This window comes from Streptomyces sp. NPDC012508, assembly GCF_042902595.1.
GTDB lineage: Bacteria > Actinomycetota > Actinomycetes > Streptomycetales > Streptomycetaceae > Streptomyces.
In genome coordinates this window covers 76262-97896 of record NZ_JBIBEO010000001.1, presented here as the reverse complement: position 1 = coordinate 97896, position 21635 = coordinate 76262, and the positions used below count along the sequence as shown (strand labels likewise).

Here is a 21635-nt window from a genome sequence, read left to right as displayed (position 1 = left end):
CTCGGGGCGACCACGTGCGGGAGAACCGGTCTCACGGAGTCACGATCGGGAACTCCGGATCGGGGGTTTCGAGGACCGCGAGCAGACGTGTCAGAAGCGTGCGGTCGCCTGTCATGGTGATGCCGTCGGTGCCTTTTCCGGCGAGCAGGGCGAGCAGTCGGGGCTTGGTCATCGTCATGGTCAGGCCCGCGTCGGCGGCCGGCCGGGTGTCCACGGTCCAGGTGAGCAGGCCGTTGGCGAGGCGAAGATGCCAGTAGTCGGCGCCGATGTGCCAGTCCATGACGATCTGCAGTGACCAGGCCTTCGGGCCGTCGACGCGGACGGCGAGGCTGTCGATGATCTGGCCGACGGTCAGGGCCAGGTACATGTCGGGGCCGAGAGTGGCGGAGGCGTGCGGTGTGACGCCGTCGAGGAGCTCCTGCGCGCCGGTGAGATAGAAGTTCCGCCAGACGGCGTTCTCGACGGCCCGCCCCAGGCGGGTGTAGAGCGCGGCGAGTTGGCGCCTGGCCCTGCTGTCCCGGGAGTCGTTGAAGACGGCATGATTGAGGAGGGTGATGGCGAAGCGCAGCTCTCCCCGGTCGGCGTAGTGCCGGGCGCGGGCCCGGACCGCGGCCTGGCCGCCGAGGGACTCCACCCAGAGGCGGGCCTCCTCGACGGGCGGGTGCTCCCAGAGATGGGCCGGGTTGCCGTCGTACCAGCCCATGTACCGTTGGTAGACCGCCTTGACGTTGTGACTGAGCGAGCCGTAGTAGCCCCGATTCGCCCACACGTCCTCCAGTTGGGGCGGGAGCCGGAAGGTCTCCGCGATCTCTGTGCCGGTCAGGCCCCGGTTGATCAACCGGACGGTCTGGTCGTGCAGATAGCCGTACAGGTCCCGCTGGTGGGTGAGGAGGGCGACGATCGCGTCGTTGCCCCAGGTGGGCCAGTGGTGTGAGGCGAACGCGACGTCGACGGTGCCGTCGTAGAGGCCGATCGATTCGGTGAGGTAGGCGGCCCAGGCATGGGCGTCGCGCACCTGGGCGCCGCGCAGGGTGAGGATGTTGTGCATGGTGTGGGTGGCGTTCTCCGCCATGCACACCGCACGCAGGTCGGGGAAGAGGAAGTTCATCTCTTCCTGGCACTCGGTGCCCGGCGTCATCTGGAACCGGATCCGCACCCCGTCGAGGACGACCTCCTCTCCCGTGGTGCCAATGAGTTGGGTGGGGGCGATGAGGCCGACGGTGCCGAGTGAGACCGTCAGTCCGAGCCCGCAGCCGACCTGCGCGCCCGCGTTCTTGGGGAGCGTGGACCCGTACATGTAGGCCGCGCGGCGGGCCATCGCCGTGCCGACGTACACGTTCTCGCTGACCGCGTGCTCCATGAAGCCCTTCGGAGCGAGAACGGGAACGTCCTCGGCGCCGTCCGGCAGCACGCCCCGGCAGCCGCCGAAGTGGTCCATGCGGATGGGTGTAGACCATCGCCCGGACCGCGCGGTCGCCGCGGTGGGCGCGATAGAGCCGCAGAGCCGCGGCTGCGGTCTCGGCGGAGATGAGCGGGTCGATGACGATGATGCCGGTGTCGCCCTCGACGATCGTCATGTTGGACAGGTCCAGGCCCCTGACCTGGTAGATCCGGTCGGTGACCCGGTACAGGCCCTGGCGTGACAGGAGCCGCGCCTGCCGCCACAGGCTGGGGTCGACGGTGTCAGGGCCGTCATGGCCCTTCCGGCGGTCGTGGCCCCTCGCCGGCTCGCCGAGGAAGTCGTACGCGCCGGGGTCCCAGACGGTCTTCCCGGCGGCGGTGGTGATCGGTCCGCCGGTGAACGCGGCGATGAACCCGCGGTCCGCGTCGGCGAAGTCGGCATCGTCGTCGTACGGCAGCCCGCCCGTTCGCGTGGGGGTCCTGACCTCGTCGGGCAGGCGCCCGGCGAGTGCCTCGGCGGTCTGCGGGTTCAGGGAGACGGAGGCCGCCGCGGCGCCCATCGCTGCGGCGGCCGCGACGAAGCCGCGCCGGTTCATCGGAGTCATGGCAGTGTGACGCCCTTCTCGGTCGGGACGCCCACTATTGCAGTCTGACTGCAATACGAGTCAAGGGGTGTGCGGCCCGGGACTCAGGAGCGCTCGCAGTGTGCGGCCGATCGCCGCACGTGCCGCCGCCTCGTCGAGCCCCCGACGGGACCGAAGGTGATCCCAGACCGCCCACGAGGAGCCGGCCTCCAGCGCGTCGAGCAGCCCTCCGGCCTCCTCGGCGTCCGGCACCCGGTCCAGCTCCGGCGCGAACACGTCGGCGAGGTCCGTCCGGAACCAGGAGTCCCCGTCCGCCATCACCTCGCGGAGGCCCGGCGAGTCCGGTTCCAGACCCAGCCCGACCTTCCGGATCGGCGACATCACCTCGTACATCCGGCCGCGCTGTGCCAGCAGCGCGTCCACCTTGCGTCCCGTCTCCCATCCGGGCGGCACCGGTTCCGCATGGGCGCGCCACCGTTCGGCCTGCCGTCTGGCGGCCGCCACGTACAGCGCCTCGCGGTCGGCGAAGTGCACGAACACCGTCCGCTCGGACACCCCCGCCCGCTCCGCGATCGCCTTCCGGGTGGGCTCCCGGCCACCCTCCGAGATCAGCCCGAGCAGCGCGTCGAGCAGCGCCGCGTAGGTCCATTCCGGGTCCCGCCGGCGCCGCCCGCGGGCGCCGGTCTCCGGCCGCCCGGGGCCCTTCCCCGCCTCTGTGTCACTCACCGGCCCATGGTGGCAGAACGGCAGAACGGCAGGACGGCAGGACGGCAGGACGGCAGGACGGCAGGACGCGGAGGACGGCAGGACGCCGAGGAAGTGGAGGACTCGGGCGCACTGCGTGGTCGCCGTGCGCGTCGTGCGGAGTGCCGCCGGCCAGGTACCCCTGACGTTGCGTCCGTTCGCGGTCTCACCCTTCCGCTGGGGCCGGCTGTCCGTGCGGGTGCAGGCGGTCGGTGAGGAAGGCGATGATCTCGTCTCGGGCCCGGACCGTGGGGTGGCCCGCCTCGTCGACGAGGTGGGCGGTGACCACGCTGTGTGGCGTGCCGACCAGGTCGGCGAAGAAGGGCGGCGGGCTCGGATTGGCGGCGCTGTCCGGGAGGACGCGTCCGTCGAACGACTCGCCCAGAAGCGCACGGTAGGCGGCGAAACGCTGCCCCGTGCACCAGCGGTCGCCCTCGAAGCGGTAGGCGAGGACGGTGAGTCCGTCGCGGGTGAGCCGGTCACGCACCGCGCGCGCATCCGCCGCGTCGAGCTCGAGTCCGCCGGGGTCGTCGAGCGGCAGCGACGGGTGGTTGACCACAGGGGCGATCACCGCCGGCTCCAGGGCCATGGTGAGGGCGAAGTTGCCGGTGAAGCACAGGCCGATCGCGCCCACCCCGGGCCCGCCGCACGCGGCGTGCGCCTGGCGTGCGAGACCCCGCAGCCACACCGTCACCGGGCTCGTGCCGCCGCCGGCGAAGGCACGGAACTCCGCGCTGACGCAGGCGCGGCGGACGACCTCCCGGCCGCCCTCGACCATGGGGAACGCGCCGTCCGTCCCGAAGAGCGAGGGCACGTAAACGGTGAAGCCCGCGTCCCGCACCCAGCGGGCGAGTCGCAGGACATCGGGACTGATGCCCGGCATCTCGGGCAGCACCACGACCGCGGGCCCGGCCCCGGCCACGTACACCGTCTTCTCCACCCCCTCCACGGCCACGCTCCTGCGGGTGAGATCGCTGATCGGATCGTCGGTCATGGGGACAGCGTGGCCCGGCGCCCGACGGGCCGTTGAGAGGCAGGATCGCCAAGCCCAGGGGTAATCTCGCCACGCGACGACGAGCGGCACGCTTTGAGACGGGGGACGGGGGACGGGCGACGACCGGCACGCGACGGACGACGGGCGACGGGGGCAGGGGGACGATGACGGACGCGGACGCGGGGCCGGAGGCGGCTGCGACGCGGCGGGCGGAGGAGCGTGGAGGTCCGGGCGCCGGGCCGGGGGCGCTACGGGTCGGCGTCCTCGCCTATCCCGGCTGCTTCGCGTCCGAAGTCTTCGGGGTTCCCGACCTGTTGACGATGGCCGCGCACGTCGCCGGACCGGAGGCGGCCGGCTACCAGGTGTCGATCGTCTCGCCTCGCCACCGGGTCACCGCCTCGGGCGGCGCGCGCCTGGACGTGCGTCCCCTGCGCGAGGTCGACGTCCTCGTCGTCCCCGGTTTCGAGCTGGGCCCGGCCGCCGACCTCGACGCACGCCTCGCCGCGCTGGCGCCCGAGACCGCGGCGATCCGCGCGCAGGCCGACGCCGGCACCGCGGTCGTCTCCCTCTGCGTCGGCGCGTTCCTGCTCGCCGAGGCCGGACTGCTCGCCGAGCGCCGGGCCACCACCTCCTGGCTGCACGCCGGCGAGCTGGCCAGGCGCTGCCCGGAGGCCGACGTCCGGCCGGAGCACCTGGTCGTCACGGACACGGGCGTGACGACCACGGCCGCCTTCAGCGCCATGTACGACTTCGCGCTGGACCTGATCCACCGGCACAGCGGCGCCCGGGTGGCCCGGACGACCGCGCGGGTGGCGCTCGTCGACGACGCGCGGACCTCCCAGACCCCGTACGTGGACCCGCGGCTCCTGCCGCAGCCCGGCAGCGAGTTCTCCCAGCGGGTCATGCGGCGGCTCGACCAGAATCTCGCCGAGCGGTACGACCTCGCCGCGCTCGCGGACACCTTCCGGGTCAGCACCCGCACGCTGCTGCGCCGCTTCGCCGAGGAGACCGGACGTACTCCGCTGGCCCATCTGCAGGCCTCCCGGGTACGCCGCGCCCGCCACCTCCTGGAGACCACCGACCGCACCGTCGCCGCCGTCGCGGCGGCGGTCGGATACCAGGACCCCGGCACCTTCGCCGCCCTCTTCGCCCGCCACACAGGCCACCGCCCCAGCACCTACCGCGCCGCCTTCCGCCGCGCGGGCCGGCCGCTCGCGCCGCCCGACTAAACCCCCGGGCGGGTGAGCCGGTCTCGTGTGTTCCCCGTCTTGGCGGCCGCCGCGTGCAGCGCCCGCAGGGCGACCAGCAGTACGCCGATGTCGTCCAGGTAGACCGGGTCCGGGATCAGGTCGATCGGCGAGATCGTGTACACCACCGCCGTCCAGAACAGGGCCTTGTGCTGCAACGGGACGCCGGCGTCCTGCAGCAGCTTGCGCGCCTGGAAGACCCGTACGAGCAGAACGGCCGCGAAGCCCGCCACCACGAGCACGAGAACCACGGCCACGATGAGCCAGAGGGTGCTGTCCATGATTGCTCTCCTACCCTCGTGGCGTCCCGCCGCGCCTCATCCGTGCGCCGGGATTTGCAGGCTACGCCAAGCCCGCTGCCCGGCCTCATCGCCCGGCCTCGTCGGCGGTCGCCTGTCACACGACGCTGCCGATGCGGCAATGCCCCACCCGTCCACCCGAGTTGAGGGGATCGCTTTCGTGTGGCTGCCGGATGCGTCGCTCGGTCTTTGTGGGTTCTGCCAGTGCGGGCGCGCTGTCGCATATGGAGAGACTGCCGGATGTCCGGGACAAGGACACCGCAGGACACCGCTACGGGAGGAGTGTGCGATGAGCGCGCAGCAGACGTACGACGAGATCGGTGAGGCGTTCGAGGGCTTCAAGTCCCTGCCGTTGGCCCGGTATGTGGAGGCGCCGAGCTTTCTCGGCCTGGTCGGCGACGTCTCCGGCAAGAAGGTCATCGATCTGGCCTGTGGTACCGGCTTCTACAGTCGTGAGCTGAAACGGCGTGGCGCGGTGGACGTGTTCGGCATCGACGTTTCCGGTGAGATGATCCGTGCCGCGCAGGGAATCGAGCAGGCCGCCCCGCTGGGCGTGCGTTACGAGGCCGGCGATGTGGCCGACCTGTCGCCGGCGCAGGAGCCGTTCGATGTGGCCACGGCGGTGATGTTCCTCAACTATGCGGAGACTGTGGCCGAGTTCGAGCACCTGTGCCGCAAGGTGCACGAGAACCTGAGGAGTGGTGGAGAGTTCTTCATGCTCCATCAGACGCCGAACTACGACTTCTCCGGGCCGTCGTCGCGCCCGTACGGATTCCTCACCGAGCTGACGGGCGAGGAAGGCGGCACCGGGCCGCGGGTGAAGGTCACCGCGCTGCTGGAGGGGGCGCCGATCTCCTTCACCGCCGGCCTGGCGCGCCGGGAGGTGTTCGAGACGTGTCTGGCCAAGGCGGGGTTCAGCGAGATCACGTGGGTGCCGACGGAGGTGTCGCCCGCCGGTATCGCCGCGTACGGTGACGCGTTCTGGGCGGACTACCGCGCCAACCCGGCGTTCGAGATGCTGCGCTGCCGCGCCTGACGGCCTCGGCCTCGGCCTGAACCCGGCGGACGGCGTGGGACGGATGGCCCCCCTTGCCCTCGCAGGCCTCTGCCCCGGCCCGGCCCGGCCCGGCCCGGTCGGGGCGGAGCCGTCCGGTGGCGCGGTTTCGGCCAGGACCGGAAGCATTTGTGCCGTTTGTCGGCAACCTGCCTCCGACATCACTGAGGTCCGGCTACACAAGGAGACCGGGGTGGCGCGCTGCCTCCCCGCCTGTGCCGGCTGGTTGTGGGGGAGGACTGGACGGTTGCTGACCATCAACGTGGCCGTGCTGCTCGTGGTCATCGTGCTCTGGCGATTGCGGCGGCGTACGGAGGCCCGCAGCCGGTTCGACGAGAAGCTGACCGTCGTCATCGTCCTGGCGCTGGGCGTCGTGCTCGCCCCCACGGTGGTCGGCCAGGGCATCCTGAACGTCCTGGGGGAGCTCGCGAGCGGCGTCACACAGGCCGGCCGATGAGCCCCCGCGCGCGCAGGGGCCGAGGGGCGACGACAAGACGCCCGCCGACGCGGCGGCGTACTCGGAGGCCGGGCGGGCGGCGGCAACGCGCAGACGACCGGCTGATCGTTCTTCTTGTGGCCGCGGCCCTGGCCATCGGCGTCGTGGTGACCCTCGTCAACTGGCTGTTGGCCCACTGGTGGGTCCTGGTCGTCCTCGGCGTCCTCACGGTGCTGGCCGGCGGCGGCCGGCTCCACCGCAAGCGCCAGAGGGACCGCTGGCAGGCGGTCCGGGCGCAGGGCCTGCGGTACGCCCTGTCCGAACTGGACGCCCTCCACCACACCCGGTTCGAGGAAGCGGTACGAGAGCTGATGCACCGTGACGGCTGCCAGGACGCGGTCCGCGTCGGGGGCGGCGGTGACCTGGGCGCCGACGTCAAGGCCACGGACCCCTACGGGCGGCGCTGGGTGATCCAGTGCAAGCACCGCCGCAACGGCCTCGCGGGTTCCGCGGTGGGCACCCCGGACCTCCAGGTCCTCAACGGCACCGCCCGCCAGGTCCACGGCGCGGACGTCGCGTTGATCGTGACGAACGGCCGGGTCACCGCACCGGCCGTGACCTTCGCCCAGCAGCAACGCCTCCACGTCGTCGACCGCCACACCCTCGCCCTTTGGGCGACGGGTTCGCGCCCCCTGTGGGAACTGCTCCGAGCCGTCCCGCCGCCTCGCAGAGCGACCGGCCTGTCCTGACCGGCAGGGCCCCGGTCGCCTTCAGGCCTTTGCCGTCTGACGGTGAGAAGCATCCTGACGCTGCCTACGGCCGCCAAGTCGAGCTCAGGCAGGTCGATCTCCGCTGGCGCCGGATCTTCCGCGCGCGGATTTCGGGCGGCCGGAGGGCTGATGAGCGGGACGGCTATCGTCCTGGCATGACACAAGGGTTCGACCTCGGCGCGTCGCTCGCCAGAGGCGTGGAAAACCGCAGCGGTGCCTGGGCCTTCATCCAGGACTTCGCCGCTCACTGGGCCGGTGCCGCTCTGGCCGGCCGTGACGGATGGGCGGAAGGCGATCTCGGCGCTGCCGAGGAGCGGCTGGGTCTCCGACTGCCTGCAGCGTTGCGTGAGGCGTATCTGCTGTTCGGACGCCGACAGGATCTCACCAGCAACCACGACGTGCTGCTCGCACCGGCAGAGCTGTTTGTCGACGTGGCCGAGGAGGCCCTCGTCTTCCGGCATGAGAACCAGGGGGCCGCATCCTGGGGCATCCTCCTCGACAGCCTTCAGGACGACGATCCCGCGGTGTTCATCCGGCTCGACCTTGCCGACAAGAGCGCCGAGCGATGGGAGGAGTGGCTGGAGCGTCTCTCCCTCTGTTTCGTCGAAATCGTTCTGTCCGAGTCCCTGCAGGCCGATGAAGAGCTCTGCGACTTCCTCGACCCGGACGACGACAGCGTCAAGCTGCTCGAGACGCACTTCGACCGGCTCGCGTTCCCGGCGTACCCGGTCGGTGAGGAGACCCGGTGGTTCACGGGCCGAGACGCCCTTCTGCGCGACGACGACGGCACGGCCGTCCTGGCTCGCGGCAGGACGGTGGAAGCCATGGACCGCGTACGTGACCTGATCCCGGGCGACTGGCTCAACGACTACCGCTGACCAGGTCGCGCATCGCCGGTGCCATCGGCGGGCGAGTCCCACGCAGGTGGACGACATTTCCGCCAAGGCTGCCTCACCCGCAGCGCGCGCCGTCACCAAGGCTCGTGACCTCGCCGCCGCAAGCGGCCCGCTGTCCTTGATGCGAGGCCCCCGCTCCGCGGTCGCGGAGCGGGGGCCTTGTGCCGTGGCGCGGAGCTCGCCGGGACGTCGGGCGTGGTGCCCGGGCGGCGGGCGGCGCGGGTTCCGGGCGCGGGACCGAGCCGAAGAGCTTGGCCGGAACAACTCGCCGTGGGCCGACCGGGAGGAGCAGTCCGTGTGTCGTGGGTGAGAATCGGACAGAGGCACGAGCGGCGCCGCGTCGGGGTGACCTACTGGCCAGTACTTTCGGCGTGGTCGAGCATCTGGGTGTGCAATGAATTCACGCCTCTCATTCTCTGCAGCACGCGGGGCGCGGAGCCTCGTTTCTCGAATTGACCGCCCTGCGGCAGCACTTCGCCCGGCACTGAGCACGCTCCGGATCAGGGCAGCGGCGTTGACCCTTCAGTAACTTGCCGCTAGTTTCGCTGCGTCCACCGAACGGCCCGACTTCCTGTTGCGGGCCCGCGCGACCCTATGCCTTCGTTCGGCTCTTTTGTTTGACCGAAATTCTTTCCCGGGCAATGCATCGCACATTCGGAGAATTATGACGTCGGCAGAGCACGTCCTGGACCTGGTCATCGGATTGACTCCTTTCGGCGAGCCCGACGCACGGCTCGCGGCCGCCGTCACGCGCGGCGGAGGGCTTGGCGTGCTGGACCTGGGGACCGGGGACCGCGCGGCGCGGGCGGCGTGGGGTGACCTGCGCAGGTGGCTTCCCACCCGCCACGGGGTCCGCGTCGGGCCGCGCTGCCGGTTACCCGTCGACAGCCTGGTTCGCGGCGGCGTGCTGCCCCACACCGTGATGCTCGGCGCCGGCGCTGCCTGGAGGCCCGGCCAGCTGCCCGACGGTGTGCGCGTACTGGCCGAGGTGACCGGCGCGGACGAGGCCCGGGCCGCCCTGGACGTGGGCGTCCACGGTCTGATCGCCCGCGGCAGCGAGTGCGGTGGCCGGATCGGCGAGCTCGGCACGTTCGTCCTGCTCCAGCAACTCCTCGACCTGGTCGGCCCCGATGGCCCGCCGGTGTGGGCCTGGGGCGGCATGGCGCCCGGCACGGCCGCCGCCGCCGTGGTGGGCGGGGCCGCAGGGGTGGTGCTCGACACCCAGCTCGCGCTCCTCGCCGAGTCGGCGGTTCCCGCGACCGTCGCGTCCGTGCTGCGCGGGATGGACGGCTCCGAGACCACCGTCCTGGCCGGCTACCGGTTCCTGCACCGCCGCGTTCCCAGGAGCGTGTCCGCGGATGACGTGCCCGCCGACCCGAAGCGAGTGGCGGCCCTCCTCGGCGGCCGGGACCCGGAGAGGCAACTGCTGCCCGTGGGTCAGGACGGTTTCCTCGCGGCTCGTTTCGCCGACCGCTTCCGCGACGCCGCGGGCGCCGTCCGCGCCGTCACCGAGGCAGTATCGGCCGCCGTCGAAGGGGACGGCGTCGCGGGCGTCCTGCGTTCGGGATCGCCCATGAGCCGCGCCCTGGGCACCCGCCTGCCGATCGCCCAGGGCCCCATGACCCGTGTCAGCGACGGCGCCGACTTCGCCCGGGCGGTGTCCGACGGCGGCGGCCTGCCCTTCCTGGCCCTGGCCCTCGCCGGCCGTGACCAGTCCCACGCCCTGCTGGCCGAGGCGGGAGCCTCTCTGGCCGGCCGCCCCTGGGGCGTCGGCGTGCTCGGCTTCGCCCCCGAGGAGACCCGTACCGCACAGCTGGAGGCCGTACGCGCCCACCGGCCCACACACGTGATCATCGCCGGAGGCCGGCCCTCGCAGGCGCGGGACCTGGAAGCCGACGGGATCAAGGCCTTCCTGCACGTACCCTCGCCCGGGCTGCTGCGCCAGTACCTGGACCAGGGTGCACGACGGTTCGTCTTCGAGGGTGCCGAATGCGGTGGCCATGTCGGTCCCCGCAACAGCTTCCCACTCTGGGAAGCCCAACTGGCCGTGATCGGCGACTGGATGGACCAAGCCGAAGGCGGGTCTCCGGACGGCGCCGCCGGCGTCGAGGTGCTGTTCGCCGGCGGCGTCCACGACGCGCGCTCCGCGGCCATGGTCGCCGCCTTGGCCGCCCCTCTCGCCGCACGTGGCTGCGCGGTGGGCGTCCTGATGGGTACCGCTTATCTGTTCACCGACGAAGCCGTCGCGTGCGGCGCCGTACAGCCGCTCTTCCAACGGCAGGTCCTCGCCGCCGAGCGCACCGCACTGCTGCGCACCGCCCCCGGACACGCGACCCGCTGCGTCCCCAGCCCGTTCAGCGACGGTTTCCGCGACGCGGAGGCCGCGCTGCGCGCCGAGGGCGTCCCCGGCCGCGAGGTGTGGGAGCGGCTGGAACGCCTCAACGTCGGGCGGCTGCGCATCGCCAGCAAGGGCGTCGAACGCACCGCAGCCGGAGTTCTGGCGCCCGTGGACGAGGCCCGCCAGTACGCCGAGGGGATGTTCATGGCGGGCGAGGTGGCGGTACTGCGTACCGCGACCACCACGATCGCCGCCCTGCACACGTCCGTCACCGACGGCGCCGCCGACCTCGTCGGCCGGCGCTCCGCCGAGTTCCGAGGCCGCCTCGCACCCGGTGCGGACACGGCCGCGGGCGCCACCGCCCCCATGCCCGAACCCGCCCCGCTCGACGTGGCGATCGTGGGCATGGCCTGCATGTTCCCGCAGGCACCTGACGTGGCCGCCTACTGGGCGCTCGTCCTCGACGGGTACGACGCCGTCACCGAAGTGCCACCGGAGCGCTGGGACCCCGCCGTGCACCACTCCCCGGAGCCAGGTGCCGCCAGCGCCTCCCAGTGGGGCGGCTTCCTGCCCCGGATCCCCTTCGATCCGCTGCGGTACGGGATCCCCCCGGCCTCGCTGGGCAGCATCGAGCCCGTACAGCTCCTCGCCCTCGAAACCGCCCGGCGCGCCCTGGAGGACGCCGGGTACGGGGAGGAGGGGCGGGCCTTCGACCGTACGCGGACCGGTGTCGTCTTCGGCGCCGAGGCGGGCAGCGACCTCGCCAACGCAGCCACCCTGCGGGCGGTACTCCCCTCCTACTACGGTCACGTCCCCGCCGAGCTGGACGAGCAGTTGCCGCGGCTCACCGAGGACTCCTTCCCCGGCATGCTCGCCAACGTCATCTCCGGGCGGGTGGCCAACCGCCTCGACCTGCGCGGTGCCAACTACACCGTCGACGCCGCCTGCGCCTCCTCCCTGGCCGCCGTCGACGCCGCCTGCAAGGAACTGGTGCTCGGCATCAGTGACCTGATGCTGTGCGGCGGCGCCGACCTGCACAACGGCATCAACGACTACGCCCTGTTCACCTCCGTGCACGCGCTCTCGCCCACCGGCCGCTCCCGGCCCTTCGACGAGACCGCCGACGGCATCGCCCTCGGGGAGGGCGTCGCCTGCGTCGTCCTGAAGCGCCTCGCGGACGCCGAACGCGACGGCGACCGCGTGTACGGCGTCATCAAGGGGGTCGGCAGCTCCAGCGACGGGCGCTCCCTCGGGCTGACCGCCCCGCGCCCCGAGGGCCAGCGCGCCGCTCTGGAACGCGCCTACCGCAATGCCGGAATCTCGCCCGCGCAGGTCACCCTGGTGGAGGCGCACGGCACCGGCACGGTTGTGGGCGACCGTACGGAACTGGGCGTACTCACCGAGGTGTTCGACGAGGCGGGTGCGGAGCGCGGCGCGTGCGTCCTGGGGTCGGTGAAGTCGCAGATCGGGCACACCAAGTGCGCCGCGGGCCTGGCCGGGCTCATCAAGACCGCGCTCGCCCTGCACACCGGCGTACGGCCGCCCACGCTGCATCTGGAGCAGCCGCTCTCCGTATGGAAGGAGGGCGAGAGCCCGTTCGTCTTCCACCGGGAGGCGCTGCCCTGGCCCACCGCGCCGGAGCGGCGGTTCGCGGGCCTGAGCGCCTTCGGCTTCGGCGGGACCAACTTCCACGTCGTCCTCGCCGCGCACGGCGGCGAGGGTCCTCCACCGGCCCAGGCCAGGGATGTCTGGCCGGCGGAGCTGTTCACCTTCCGGGGCACCACGCGCGCGGCGGCACGCCGTGCGGTCGCCGAGCTGCTCGACCTCGCCACCGCGGCCGAGACCGGAACCGCTCCATGGCGGCTGCGCGACCTGGCCGCCACGGCCTCGCACCGCGCGGGCCGGGCCAACGGACCCGTACGCGCCGCATTCGTCGCCCACGACGTGGCCGGCCTGTGCCTGCGGCTCGGGCACACGCTCGATGTCCTCGACGCCAGGGACGCGGGGTCGCCCGAGACGGCCGGGGTGTCCAACGCGCCCGGAGTGTCCGACGCGCCCGGAGTGTCCGACGGGGCCCGGGTGTCCGACGCGGCAGGGGCGGGTGACGCCCGCCTCTCCCCACAAGGTGATGTCGCCGCCGGAGCACGGTCGTCGACCACGCCAGGTGGCCCGCCTCTCGGCGTCCACCTCGCGGCGGAGGAGAGTGTCGACCCCGGCCTCACGGCATTCCTGTTCCCGGGGCAGGGCAGCCAGCGCCCGGGGATGTCCGCACACCTGTTCACGGCCTTCCCCGAGTTCGGACGCCTGCTCCAGACCGGCGGCGCCCGCGTCCCCCGAGCCCTCTATCCGCCCGCCGCCTTCGACGACGCCGCGCGGGAGCGCGCCCGGCAGGCCCTGACCGACACCAGGGCGGCCCAACCCGCCCTGGGCATCGTCGAACTCGCCGCGTACGAGCTCCTCACCCGCGCCGGTGTCCACCCGGACCTGGCCGCCGGCCACAGCTACGGCGAGCTCGTCGCCCTGTGTGCGGCGGGTGTCCTCGACCCCGACGCCCTGCCCGGCCTCAGCGCCGCGCGCGCCGCGGCCGTCCTCGGCGCGGCAGGCGACGATCCCGGTGCCATGGCCGCCGTCGCCGCCACCCCCGAGGAGATCCGGGCCGCTCTCGGCACGCCGCTGCCGGACGGCCTTGTCGTCGCCAACCACAACGCTCCCCGGCAGAGCGTCCTGTCCGGGCCGACGGCCGCCGTCGACGCGGCGCTGGGTCGGCTGCGCGACGCCGGTCACGGCGCGAAGCGGCTGCCGGTCGCCTGCGCCTTCCACAGCCCGCTGCTCGACGCCGCAGGTCCCCCCTTCCGCCGGGTCCTGGAGCAACAGGCTCTGAGATCACCCGAGTTCCCCGTATGGGCGAACCGCACCGCCCGCCCCTACGGGCCCGATCCCGACGCCGTACGCGACGAACTCGCCGCCCAGATCGGCGCCCCGGTGCGCTTCGTGGAGCAGATCGAGGCGATGTACGAGGCCGGCGCGCGCACCTTCGTCGAGGTGGGGCCCGGCAGCGTCCTGACCCGGCTCGTCGCCGACATCCTCGGCGGGCGCCCGCACCGTGTCGTGGCCTGCGAGCCACGAGCCGACAGTGGCCTCCCCGGCCTCCTGGAAGCTCTCGCCCGGCTCGCCGCCGCCGGGCTGCCGGTCGTGACGGACTGGATGTTCCGAGGCCGGGACGCCGTAGACATCGACATCGACCGGACATCCGCACCGCGCCGCGCCGGCTGGACGGTGGACGGACACCTCGTCCGCACCGCGTCCGGTGATCCGCTCCCCGGCGCCCTCGCGCCGGCCAGACGAGTCGTGGAGACCCCCGTGACAACGAATCCCGGTCAGCCGCCGGCCGGTGAGGCGGACGCCCTTGTCGCCGAGTTCCTCCGGACCAGCAGAGACATGATCGCGGCGCAACGCGACGTCCTGCTCGCCTACTTCGGCGCCGCCCCGGGGGAGAGACCCTCCGCGGGAGAGCCGACGGCGCCTCAGAAGCCGGAAAGACTCCTGTACGCCGAGCTTGCGGTCCCCGCCCCTGACTCACCCCAGACACGCACGCCAGCGGCGGAAAGCGCCATGGCCGAGGCTCTCACCGAGGAGGGGGTGCTGCGCACGGTCCTGGAACTGATCAGCGAGCGCACCGGCTACCCCCTGGACATGGTGGAACCCGACCTCGACCTGGAGGCCGACCTGAGCGTCGACTCCATCAAGCGTGCCGAGATCGCCGGTGAGCTGGCCAGACGGCTGGGCAACACCGAGGACTCCACCCCGGCCGCCCTGGACGACGCGGAGCTGGAGGAGCTGACCCGCGCCCGGACCGCCGCGGCGATCGCGCACTGGATGTTCGCCCGCGCCGCCGGTCTGTCCGGCGGAGGAGCGGTCGGCGCGACCGGTCTGTCCGGCGGAGAAGCCTTGGGCGCTGTCGCCGATCCGGTCCCCGGCGCCGTCGCCCGTCCCGTCGCCAGCCCCGCGCCGGGGGAGTCGGCGGCGCCCGACGGTGCTCCGGGAGACCGGCCCCACATCGCCGCTCCCCGTCGCTTACGGATGTCGCCGGTTCCCGCACCGGAGCCCGAGGCACGGGCGGGAGCGGCCGGGCTCGCCGGGGCGCGCTACGCCCTGCTCGGCGACGGCACCGGCGGCTTCCGCGGCACTGCTGCGGAACTGTCCGCCCGCCTGACCCGCCTCGGCGCCGAGGCGGTCGTCCTCGGGGCCGATCACGCCCCGGTCGAGGCGGACGGGCCCATGGACGGCGTCGTTGTCCTCTCGGCCCTCGGGGAGGACGGTGCACCGTTCCTGCCGGCCGGGTTCCCGTTCGTACGGGACGTCCTGCGGCGCGGACCGAGGCGGCTGCTCCTCGCCCGCGCCGCGGCCGGGGTCAGGGCCGCCGGGGTGGACGGCCTCCTGCGGACCGCCGCCCGCGAGTACCCGGCCGTGGGCGTACGCTGCGTCGTTCTGGACCTGGGGGCGCCCGCAGCTCTCGCCCACGCGGCGGACGGGGCTCCCGCACACACCCACACGGGTCCCGCCCACACGAGTCCCGCCCACACGGCGGACGCTGCTCCCGCCCCCTCGGCTCCCGCCCACGCAGCTCCCGCCCACACGGCCCCCGCCCGCGCGGCGGACGCGCTCCTGGCCGAACTCCTCGCGGACGACGCCCTCCCCGTCGTCCTGCGTACCCGGGCCGGGCGGTTCGCTCCCGAACTGACCGCCGCGCCGCTCGGCGCGCTCGGGGCCGCGGGTGCGGGTCCCTCCGGAGAGGGCGCCGCCGAGGCTGCGGCCCTGGGCCTGGACCGTGACAGCGTCGTGGTCGCCGTCGGAGGAGCCCGTGGGATCACCGCACGGTGCGTGGGCGTTCTCGCGAACGCCTCCCGGTGCCGGATCGAACTCCTGGGGCGCACTCCTGTGCCGAATGGCCCCGAGGATCCGGAGACCGCCTGTGCCCCCGACCGCGCGGCCCTGCGGGCCGTGCTCGCGAGGACCGGCCGCTACGACACCCCGGCGGCGATCGACCGCGCCGCGGACCTGATCCTGGCCCAGCGCGAGGTGACCGCGACGCTGGACGCGCTGGGCGCCGCGGGCAGCCGGGCCCGATACCGCAGCGTGGACTGCCGGGATGCGGCCGCCGTGCTCCAGGCGGTCAAGGAGATCCACGCCGAGCACGGCCGCGTCGACGGCGTGATCCACGCCGCCGGGATCCTCGAGGACCGGCTGATGGAGGAGAAGACCCCCGAGTCGTTCGGGCGGGTCTACGGCACGAAGACCGAGAGCGCGGCGGCGCTGCTCGCCGCCGTGGAACAGCTGCCCCGACCTCCGTCCTTCGCCGTGCTGTTCGGCAGCATCGCCGCCGTACTCGGCAACCGCGGCCAGTCCGACTACGCGGCCGCCAACGACGCCCTGGAGACACTCGGCGCAGCCTGGGCCGCACGGACGGGAAGGCGCGCGCTGACGGTCCACTGGGGTCCCTGGGCGCCGTCCGAGGACCACACCGGCATGGTCGGTCCCGAGATGGTCCGCCACTACGCACAGCGCGGGATCACGCTCATCGATCCTGAGGAGGGCGCCCTGGCCCTGCTGCGGGAACTCGCCTGGGGTGAGGAGACGGTCCGCTCGGTCGTCCACACCGCCACGGAGTGGTGAGATGGGCCTCCCCGCGCACCGAGCGTCCTCCCACGCCGGCGCCGCCCACGCCCCCGTCGCCATCACCGGCATGGCGGTGATGCTGCCGGGCGCGCCCGACCTGGCGACGTACTGGCACAACCTCACCGCCGGCGTCGACACGATCGGCGACGTGCCCCCGGGACGCTGGGACCGCGACTACTACCACCCGGGCAGCGCCCCCGAACCGGCCGCGGCCGACCGGGTGTACTGCCGGCGCGGCGGCTTCGTCGACGCCGTCGCGGAAGTCGACGTCACGCGGTTCGGCATCATGCCGCACTCGGTGCCCGGCACCGAGCCGGACCAGCTGATCGCCCTGCACGTCGCCGCGAGCGCTCTCGCGGACGCGGGCGGCGCTGAGCGGCTGCCCGACCGCGACCGGGTCGGCATCGTCCTCGGCCGAGGCGGCTACCTCACGCCCGGCCTGGTCCGCCTCGACCAGCGGGTCCGTACGGCACAGCAGCTCGTACGCACGCTCGGCGACCTGGTGCCCGGCCTGGGAGCGGATCAACTGGAGCGTGTACGGGAGGCGTTCACCGATCGCCTCGGTCCCGCCCGCCCGGAGGACGCCATCGGTCTGGTGCCCAACCTCGCCGCCTCCCGGGTCGCCAACCGTCTCGACCTGCGCGGCCCGGCGTACACGATCGACGCCGCGTGCGCCTCGTCGCTGCTCGCCGTGGACCAGGCGGTGGCCGCGCTCGTCTCCGGACGCTGCGACGTGATGTTGGCCGGGGGAGTGCACCACTGCCACGACATCACCTTGTGGAGCGTCTTCTCGCAGCTGCGCGCGCTCTCGCCCAGCGAGCGCATCCGGCCCTTCCACCGGAGCGCCGACGGCATCCTCATCGGCGAGGGCACCGGCGTGGTGGTCCTCAAGCGCCTCGCCGACGCCGAGCGCGACGGCGACCGCGTCTACGCCGTGATCCGGGGCACCGGAGTCAGCAGCGACGGCCGGGCGTCGGGGCTGGTCAATCCCGACCCCGCCGGGCAGACCCGGGCGGTCCGCGCGGCCTGGCGGGCCGCAGGCCTCGATCCCGCCGAGCCGGGCTCACTCGGCCTGCTGGAGGCCCACGGCACCGGCACTCCTGCCGGTGACGCCGCCGAACTGGCTACGCTCCGCGAGGTGTTCGGCCCACCGCCCCCGCCTTCAGGAACGGGCCCGGCGCATCCTGCGGACCAGGCGCAACCCGGGGACGGAGCGGTGATCGGGTCCGTGAAGTCCATGATCGGGCACGCGATGCCGGCAGCCGGCGTCGCGGGACTGGTCAAGGCCGCCCTCGCCGTCCACCACGGCACACTGCTGCCCACCCTGCACTGCGAGGAACCTCACCCGGCGCTGGCCGCGACGCGCTTCCTCCCGCTCGCCCAGGCGGCACCCTGGGTGAGTCCGCCCGGGCGCCCGCGCAGGGCCGCCGTGAACGCGTTCGGCTTCGGCGGCATCAACGCGCATGTCGTCCTGGAACAGGCACCCGCCGGCTCCGGCGGCCGATCCTCCACGGCGGTTCCCCCCGCCGCCCCGCCCGGCCGCCGGGCCGTGGTCAGGGAGCGGGAACCCGTGCTGCTCCTGAGCGCGGCGACGCCCGAGGCGCTCGGTGCCCTGCTGGACGCCCCAGACCTTCAGACCCGGCCCGGCGACGCTGCTTCCGGTGCCGCGAGTGCCTTCGGACCCGTGGGTACCGCCGGACCCGTGAGTACCTTCGGACCCGCGAGTACCGCCGGACCCGTAAGTACCGCCGGACCCGTAAGTACCGCCGGACCCGTACGGCTGGGCATCGTCGGCCCCACGCCCAAGCGGCTCGCACTCGCCCGCCGCGTCGTCGCCAAGGGCGAGGCGTGGCACGGTCGCAACGACGTCTGGTTCCGTCCCCGCCCGCTCCTCGGCGACGGCCGGGCGGGCAGGACCGCGTTCCTCTTCCCGGGCCTGGAAGGGGAGTTCGCTCCCCGCGTCGACGACATCGCCGACCACTTCGGGCTGCCCCGGCCGCCGCTCGCCGCCCCGCTGCCGCACTCCGACGACCACGTGCGCGAGCCCGTCGGCGGCCTCGGCCGGCACGGCCTCGGTGTCGTCGCCGTCGGACGGCTGCTCGCCACCGCCCTGCGCCGAATCGGCGTCGTGCCCGACGCCGTCGCCGGGCACAGCGTCGGCGAATGGACCGCCATGGCTGTCGGCGGACTGTACGAGGAGGCGGCCGTCGACGCCTTCATGGCCGCCCTCGACCCCGAGACGGTACGGGCCGCCGACCTCGCGTACGCCGCCGTCGGCGCCCACGCGGACCGGGTGACCCGTGTCCTGGCCGGCGGCGGGCACCCTTCCGTCGTCCTCTCCCACGACAACGCCCCGAACCAGTCGATGGTGTGCGGGCCGCCGGAGGCCGTGGATGCGTTCGCGGCCGGGTTACGCGCCGAGGGAGTCCTCGTGCGCGTCCTGCCGTTCCGTTCCGGTTTCCACACTCCGATGCTCGAACCGTGCCTGGGGCCCTTCAAGGAGGCCGCCGACGGGATGCGGCTCCGGGCCCCGTACATACCCGTCTGGTCGGGGACGACAGCGGCGCCCTTCCCCACGGAAGAAGCCGCCGTCCGCGCCCTGTTCGTCCGCCACCTCCTCGAACCGGTGCGCTTCCGCTCCCTGACCGAAGCCCTGTACGAGAAGGGCTTCCGCGTCTTCGTGCAAGCAGGGCCGGGGCAGCTCGGCTCTCTCGTCGGGGACACCCTGGCCGCGCGCGACCACCTGGTCGTCGCCGCCAACTCCCCGCACCGCTCCGGTCTGGCGCAGCTCCGACGGGTGGCCACCGCGTTGTGGACAGCCGGAGCGGAGACCGACCCCCGCGTTCTGGACGCGCCCGGGACTCCCGTCCCGTCGCCCGCGCCCTCCCGGGAACCGGCTCGGCAGCGCGTACGCCTCGACCTGGGCGCCGCGCTGGTGAACGTTCCGCCGGACTCCGCGCTCTCGGCCGCGCTGACCCGCGATCCGGCCGCCGCCCTCGCGCCGGCCGCGTCCGTGTCACCGATGGCGGCCGAACTGACAGCACTCTTGCGCGAAACCGCGCAGACGGCCGCCACTCTGATCTCCGCGGCGGGTACGACCCGGCCGCCCGCCGGTACGGTTCGCGGCCGCCCGGCACCGCAGTCCGCCGGTCCGGCGGGGGCCATGACCGCACCGCCCGCCACGTCCGTGAGGCCCGGCACCACAGCTCCCGCGCCCGCGTCGACCGCGGCGGACGCCGCCCGCGCCGTCCGGCACGAGTACGTACGGGTCGACGTGGACAGGATGCCGTACCTGCTGGACCACTGCTTCTTCCCGCAGCGTGCCGACTGGCCCGACGTCGCCGACCGTTGGCCCGTGGTGCCCGCCACCACCATCGTGGCGCACCTGATGGAGGCGGCCGAGCGCTCCGTACCGGGCAGCGTGGCCGTGGCGGTGCACGACGCCTGTTTCGACCGGTGGCTCACGGCTGCCGATCCCGTGGACGTGCCCGTCACCGTGACGCCACGGGGTCCTGACCGGGTCGCAGTGTCGTTCGGTCCCCACGCCCGCGCGGTGGTGGAGCTGGCCGCCCGCCACCCCCAGGCTCCCTCCGCGCCACAGGCCCCCGACCCGGCCTCGGAGCGCGTGCCCGTCCACACCGCCGAGCAGGTCTACGACGAGCGGTGGATGTTCCACGGCCCGTCGTACCGGGGCATGACCCGGCTGTCCGCGATCGGCGACCGGCACGTCCGCGCCACGCTGACCACGCCGCCCGCACCAGGCGCCCTGCTGGACAACGTGGGGCAGGTGCTCGGCTACTGGATCATGGCGACCCACACCGAACGCACCGTGGTCTTCCCGGTGCGGATGCGGCACATGCGCTTCTTCGGCCCGCATCCGGCCCCCGGCACACCGGTGGAGTGCGTGATCCGGATCGTGTCGCTCACGGACACGGTGCTCGAAGCGGACGCGGTGCTCACCGTCTCCGGGCGGCTGTGGGCACAACTGACCGGCTGGCAGGACCGGCGCTTCGACAACGACCCCCACACCCGGCCCGTGGAGCGCTTCCCGGACCGCAACACCCTCTCCACCGACCGCCCTGGCGGCTGGTCGCTGGTGTTCGAGCGCTGGCCGGACCTCGCCTCACGCGAGCTGATCATGCGCAACGCGCTGGGCGGCCCCGAACGTTCGGCGTACGCCGAGCGGCCGCCGCGCCGCCGCCGGCAGTGGCTGCTCGGCCGGATCGCGGCCAAGGATTCCGTACGCCGCCTGCTCTGGGCGGGCGGTGAGGGTCCCGTCTACCCCGCCGAGCTCCTCGTCGCCAACGAGGCGTCGGGACGGCCGTACGTCACCGGACGCCACGGCCGGGAGCTACCGCCGCTGGACGTGTCCATCGCCCACTGCGCCGAAGCCGGTGTCGCCATCGCCCGGCACCGGCCATGGGATGCGGACGAGGGCCCCGGCGCCGCGCGGGGCGGCCTGGGTATCGACATCGAGGAGGTCGCCGACCCCACCCTGGCGACCGTGGCCACCGCGCTCTCGCCGGCCGAGCAGGAGCTGCTGGCGGCCCGGCAGGCTGCCGGCGGGGAACCGGCGGCGCTGTGGTTCACCCGGTTCTGGGCGGCGAAGGAGGCCGTCGCCAAGGCCCAGGGCACCGGATTGGGCGGGCGGCCACGCGACTTCGAGGTGACCCGCGCGGGAGCGGACCGGCTGACCGTGACCGTACGCCTGCCGGACGCGCCCGCCCGTACGTACCGGGTGAGGTGCGAGCGGGTCGCCAATCCGCCCGGGCTGCCGCCGCGCGCGTACGTCGTGGCCTGGACCACCGGCCCGGACCCGGAGCAGCCGGGGGCGGGCACCACCCGTGACGAGAGGGACCAGACGTGACCACCACCCAGCCCTCCGGCCCGGCGCCCGCCGGGGCCGGCGACGAGGCAGCGGTCCTCGCCGAACTGACGGGCATGATCGAACAGGTACTGGAGGGGTACGAGCTCGACGACACCGAGATCACGATGGAGACCCGGTTCGGCCGTGACCTCGAACTGGAGAGCATCGACCTCGTGACGCTCGCAGGCCTGCTCCAGGACCGCTACGGCAGTGCGGTCAACTTCGCCGAGTTCGTGGCCTCCATGGAGCTGGAGGAGATCATCGAACTCAGTGTCGGCCGGCTCGTCGAACACGTCTGTCTGTGCCTGAAGGCCGAGGGGCGTGACTGA

At 73.4% G+C, this 21635-nt stretch carries 11 protein-coding genes and 1 pseudogene; 8 read left to right on the top strand and 4 right to left on the bottom strand.

Going from position 1 to position 21635, the window contains the following annotated elements; genetic code table 11:
- Window positions 1–31: 31 nt before the first annotated feature.
- The 3 genes and pseudogenes from ACFY8U_RS00315 to ACFY8U_RS00305 form a co-directional block, all read right to left on the bottom strand.
- Window positions 32–2006: pseudogene (locus tag ACFY8U_RS00315) on the bottom strand (alkyl/aryl-sulfatase).
- A gap of 60 nt (window positions 2007–2066) precedes the next feature.
- The gene (locus ACFY8U_RS00310; RefSeq protein WP_389563634.1) at window positions 2067–2711 is read right to left on the bottom strand and encodes a TetR/AcrR family transcriptional regulator; all 645 of its coding nucleotides are present in this window, start codon (window positions 2709–2711) and stop codon (window positions 2067–2069) included.
- 184 nt (window positions 2712–2895) lie between these two features.
- Window positions 2896–3723, bottom strand: a complete 828-nt coding sequence (locus ACFY8U_RS00305) for a dienelactone hydrolase family protein (RefSeq protein ID WP_389563631.1) — start codon at window positions 3721–3723, stop codon at window positions 2896–2898.
- A 164-nt stretch (window positions 3724–3887) separates the two neighbouring features.
- On the opposite strand from ACFY8U_RS00305, the gene ACFY8U_RS00300 reads away from it, so the two are divergent.
- Window positions 3888–4952, top strand: a complete 1065-nt coding sequence (locus ACFY8U_RS00300) for a GlxA family transcriptional regulator (RefSeq protein WP_389563628.1) — start codon at window positions 3888–3890, stop codon at window positions 4950–4952.
- Here the strand turns inward: ACFY8U_RS00300 and ACFY8U_RS00295 are convergent.
- Window positions 4949–5251: a YkvA family protein gene (locus tag ACFY8U_RS00295; RefSeq protein ID WP_389563625.1), complete on the bottom strand. Its 303-nt coding sequence runs from the start codon at window positions 5249–5251 to the stop codon at window positions 4949–4951. The two genes, ACFY8U_RS00300 and ACFY8U_RS00295, sit on opposite strands and share 4 nt — an antisense overlap.
- 307 nt (window positions 5252–5558) lie before the next feature.
- Here ACFY8U_RS00295 and ACFY8U_RS00290 point away from each other — a divergent pair, with 307 nt between their 5' ends.
- The 7 genes from ACFY8U_RS00290 (at window position 5559) to ACFY8U_RS00260 (ending at window position 21635) form a co-directional block, all read left to right on the top strand.
- Entirely contained in the window at window positions 5559–6305 is a 747-nt protein-coding gene (locus tag ACFY8U_RS00290; RefSeq protein WP_389563622.1) for a class I SAM-dependent methyltransferase, read from the top strand.
- A gap of 265 nt (window positions 6306–6570) precedes the next feature.
- Window positions 6571–6780, top strand: coding sequence for a hypothetical protein (locus tag ACFY8U_RS00285; protein WP_361764822.1), 210 nt, complete (start codon window positions 6571–6573; stop codon window positions 6778–6780).
- A complete protein-coding gene (locus ACFY8U_RS00280) occupies window positions 6777–7508 on the top strand; it encodes a restriction endonuclease (RefSeq protein WP_389563619.1) in 732 nt (243 codons plus the stop codon). Before ACFY8U_RS00285 ends, ACFY8U_RS00280 begins: the two co-directional genes overlap by 4 nt.
- A gap of 29 nt (window positions 7509–7537) precedes the next feature.
- Window positions 7538–8407 carry an SMI1/KNR4 family protein gene (locus ACFY8U_RS00275; RefSeq protein WP_389563617.1) on the top strand — a complete coding sequence of 290 codons (870 nt, stop codon included), beginning with the start codon at window positions 7538–7540 and terminating at the stop codon, window positions 8405–8407.
- Between the two features lie 682 nt (window positions 8408–9089).
- Complete coding sequence (locus ACFY8U_RS00270; RefSeq protein ID WP_389563614.1) at window positions 9090–16436, top strand: SDR family oxidoreductase; 7347 nt, start codon at window positions 9090–9092, stop codon at window positions 16434–16436.
- 1 nt (window position 16437) lies between these two features.
- Window positions 16438–21306 (top strand): beta-ketoacyl synthase N-terminal-like domain-containing protein, encoded by a 4869-nt coding sequence (locus tag ACFY8U_RS00265; RefSeq protein WP_389563611.1) that lies wholly within the window; start codon window positions 16438–16440, stop codon window positions 21304–21306.
- Window positions 21303–21635 carry an acyl carrier protein gene (locus ACFY8U_RS00260; protein WP_389563608.1) on the top strand — a complete coding sequence of 111 codons (333 nt, stop codon included), beginning with the start codon at window positions 21303–21305 and terminating at the stop codon, window positions 21633–21635. The genes ACFY8U_RS00265 and ACFY8U_RS00260 overlap by 4 nt, the downstream gene beginning before the upstream one ends.

Excerpts from the sequence above, each read along its gene's own strand:
- ACFY8U_RS00305 (WP_389563631.1), bottom strand. The coding sequence starts at position 3,723 with ATGACCGACGATCCGATCAGCGATCTCACCCGCAGGAGCGTGGCCGTG.
- ACFY8U_RS00270 (WP_389563614.1), top strand. The coding sequence starts at position 9,090 with ATGACGTCGGCAGAGCACGTCCTGGACCTGGTCATCGGATTGACTCCT.
- ACFY8U_RS00280 (WP_389563619.1), top strand. The coding sequence starts at position 6,777 with ATGAGCCCCCGCGCGCGCAGGGGCCGAGGGGCGACGACAAGACGCCCG.
- ACFY8U_RS00295 (WP_389563625.1), bottom strand. The coding sequence starts at position 5,251 with ATGGACAGCACCCTCTGGCTCATCGTGGCCGTGGTTCTCGTGCTCGTG.
- ACFY8U_RS00290 (WP_389563622.1), top strand. The coding sequence starts at position 5,559 with ATGAGCGCGCAGCAGACGTACGACGAGATCGGTGAGGCGTTCGAGGGC.
- ACFY8U_RS00300 (WP_389563628.1), top strand. The coding sequence starts at position 3,888 with ATGACGGACGCGGACGCGGGGCCGGAGGCGGCTGCGACGCGGCGGGCG.
- ACFY8U_RS00265 (WP_389563611.1), top strand. The coding sequence starts at position 16,438 with ATGGGCCTCCCCGCGCACCGAGCGTCCTCCCACGCCGGCGCCGCCCAC.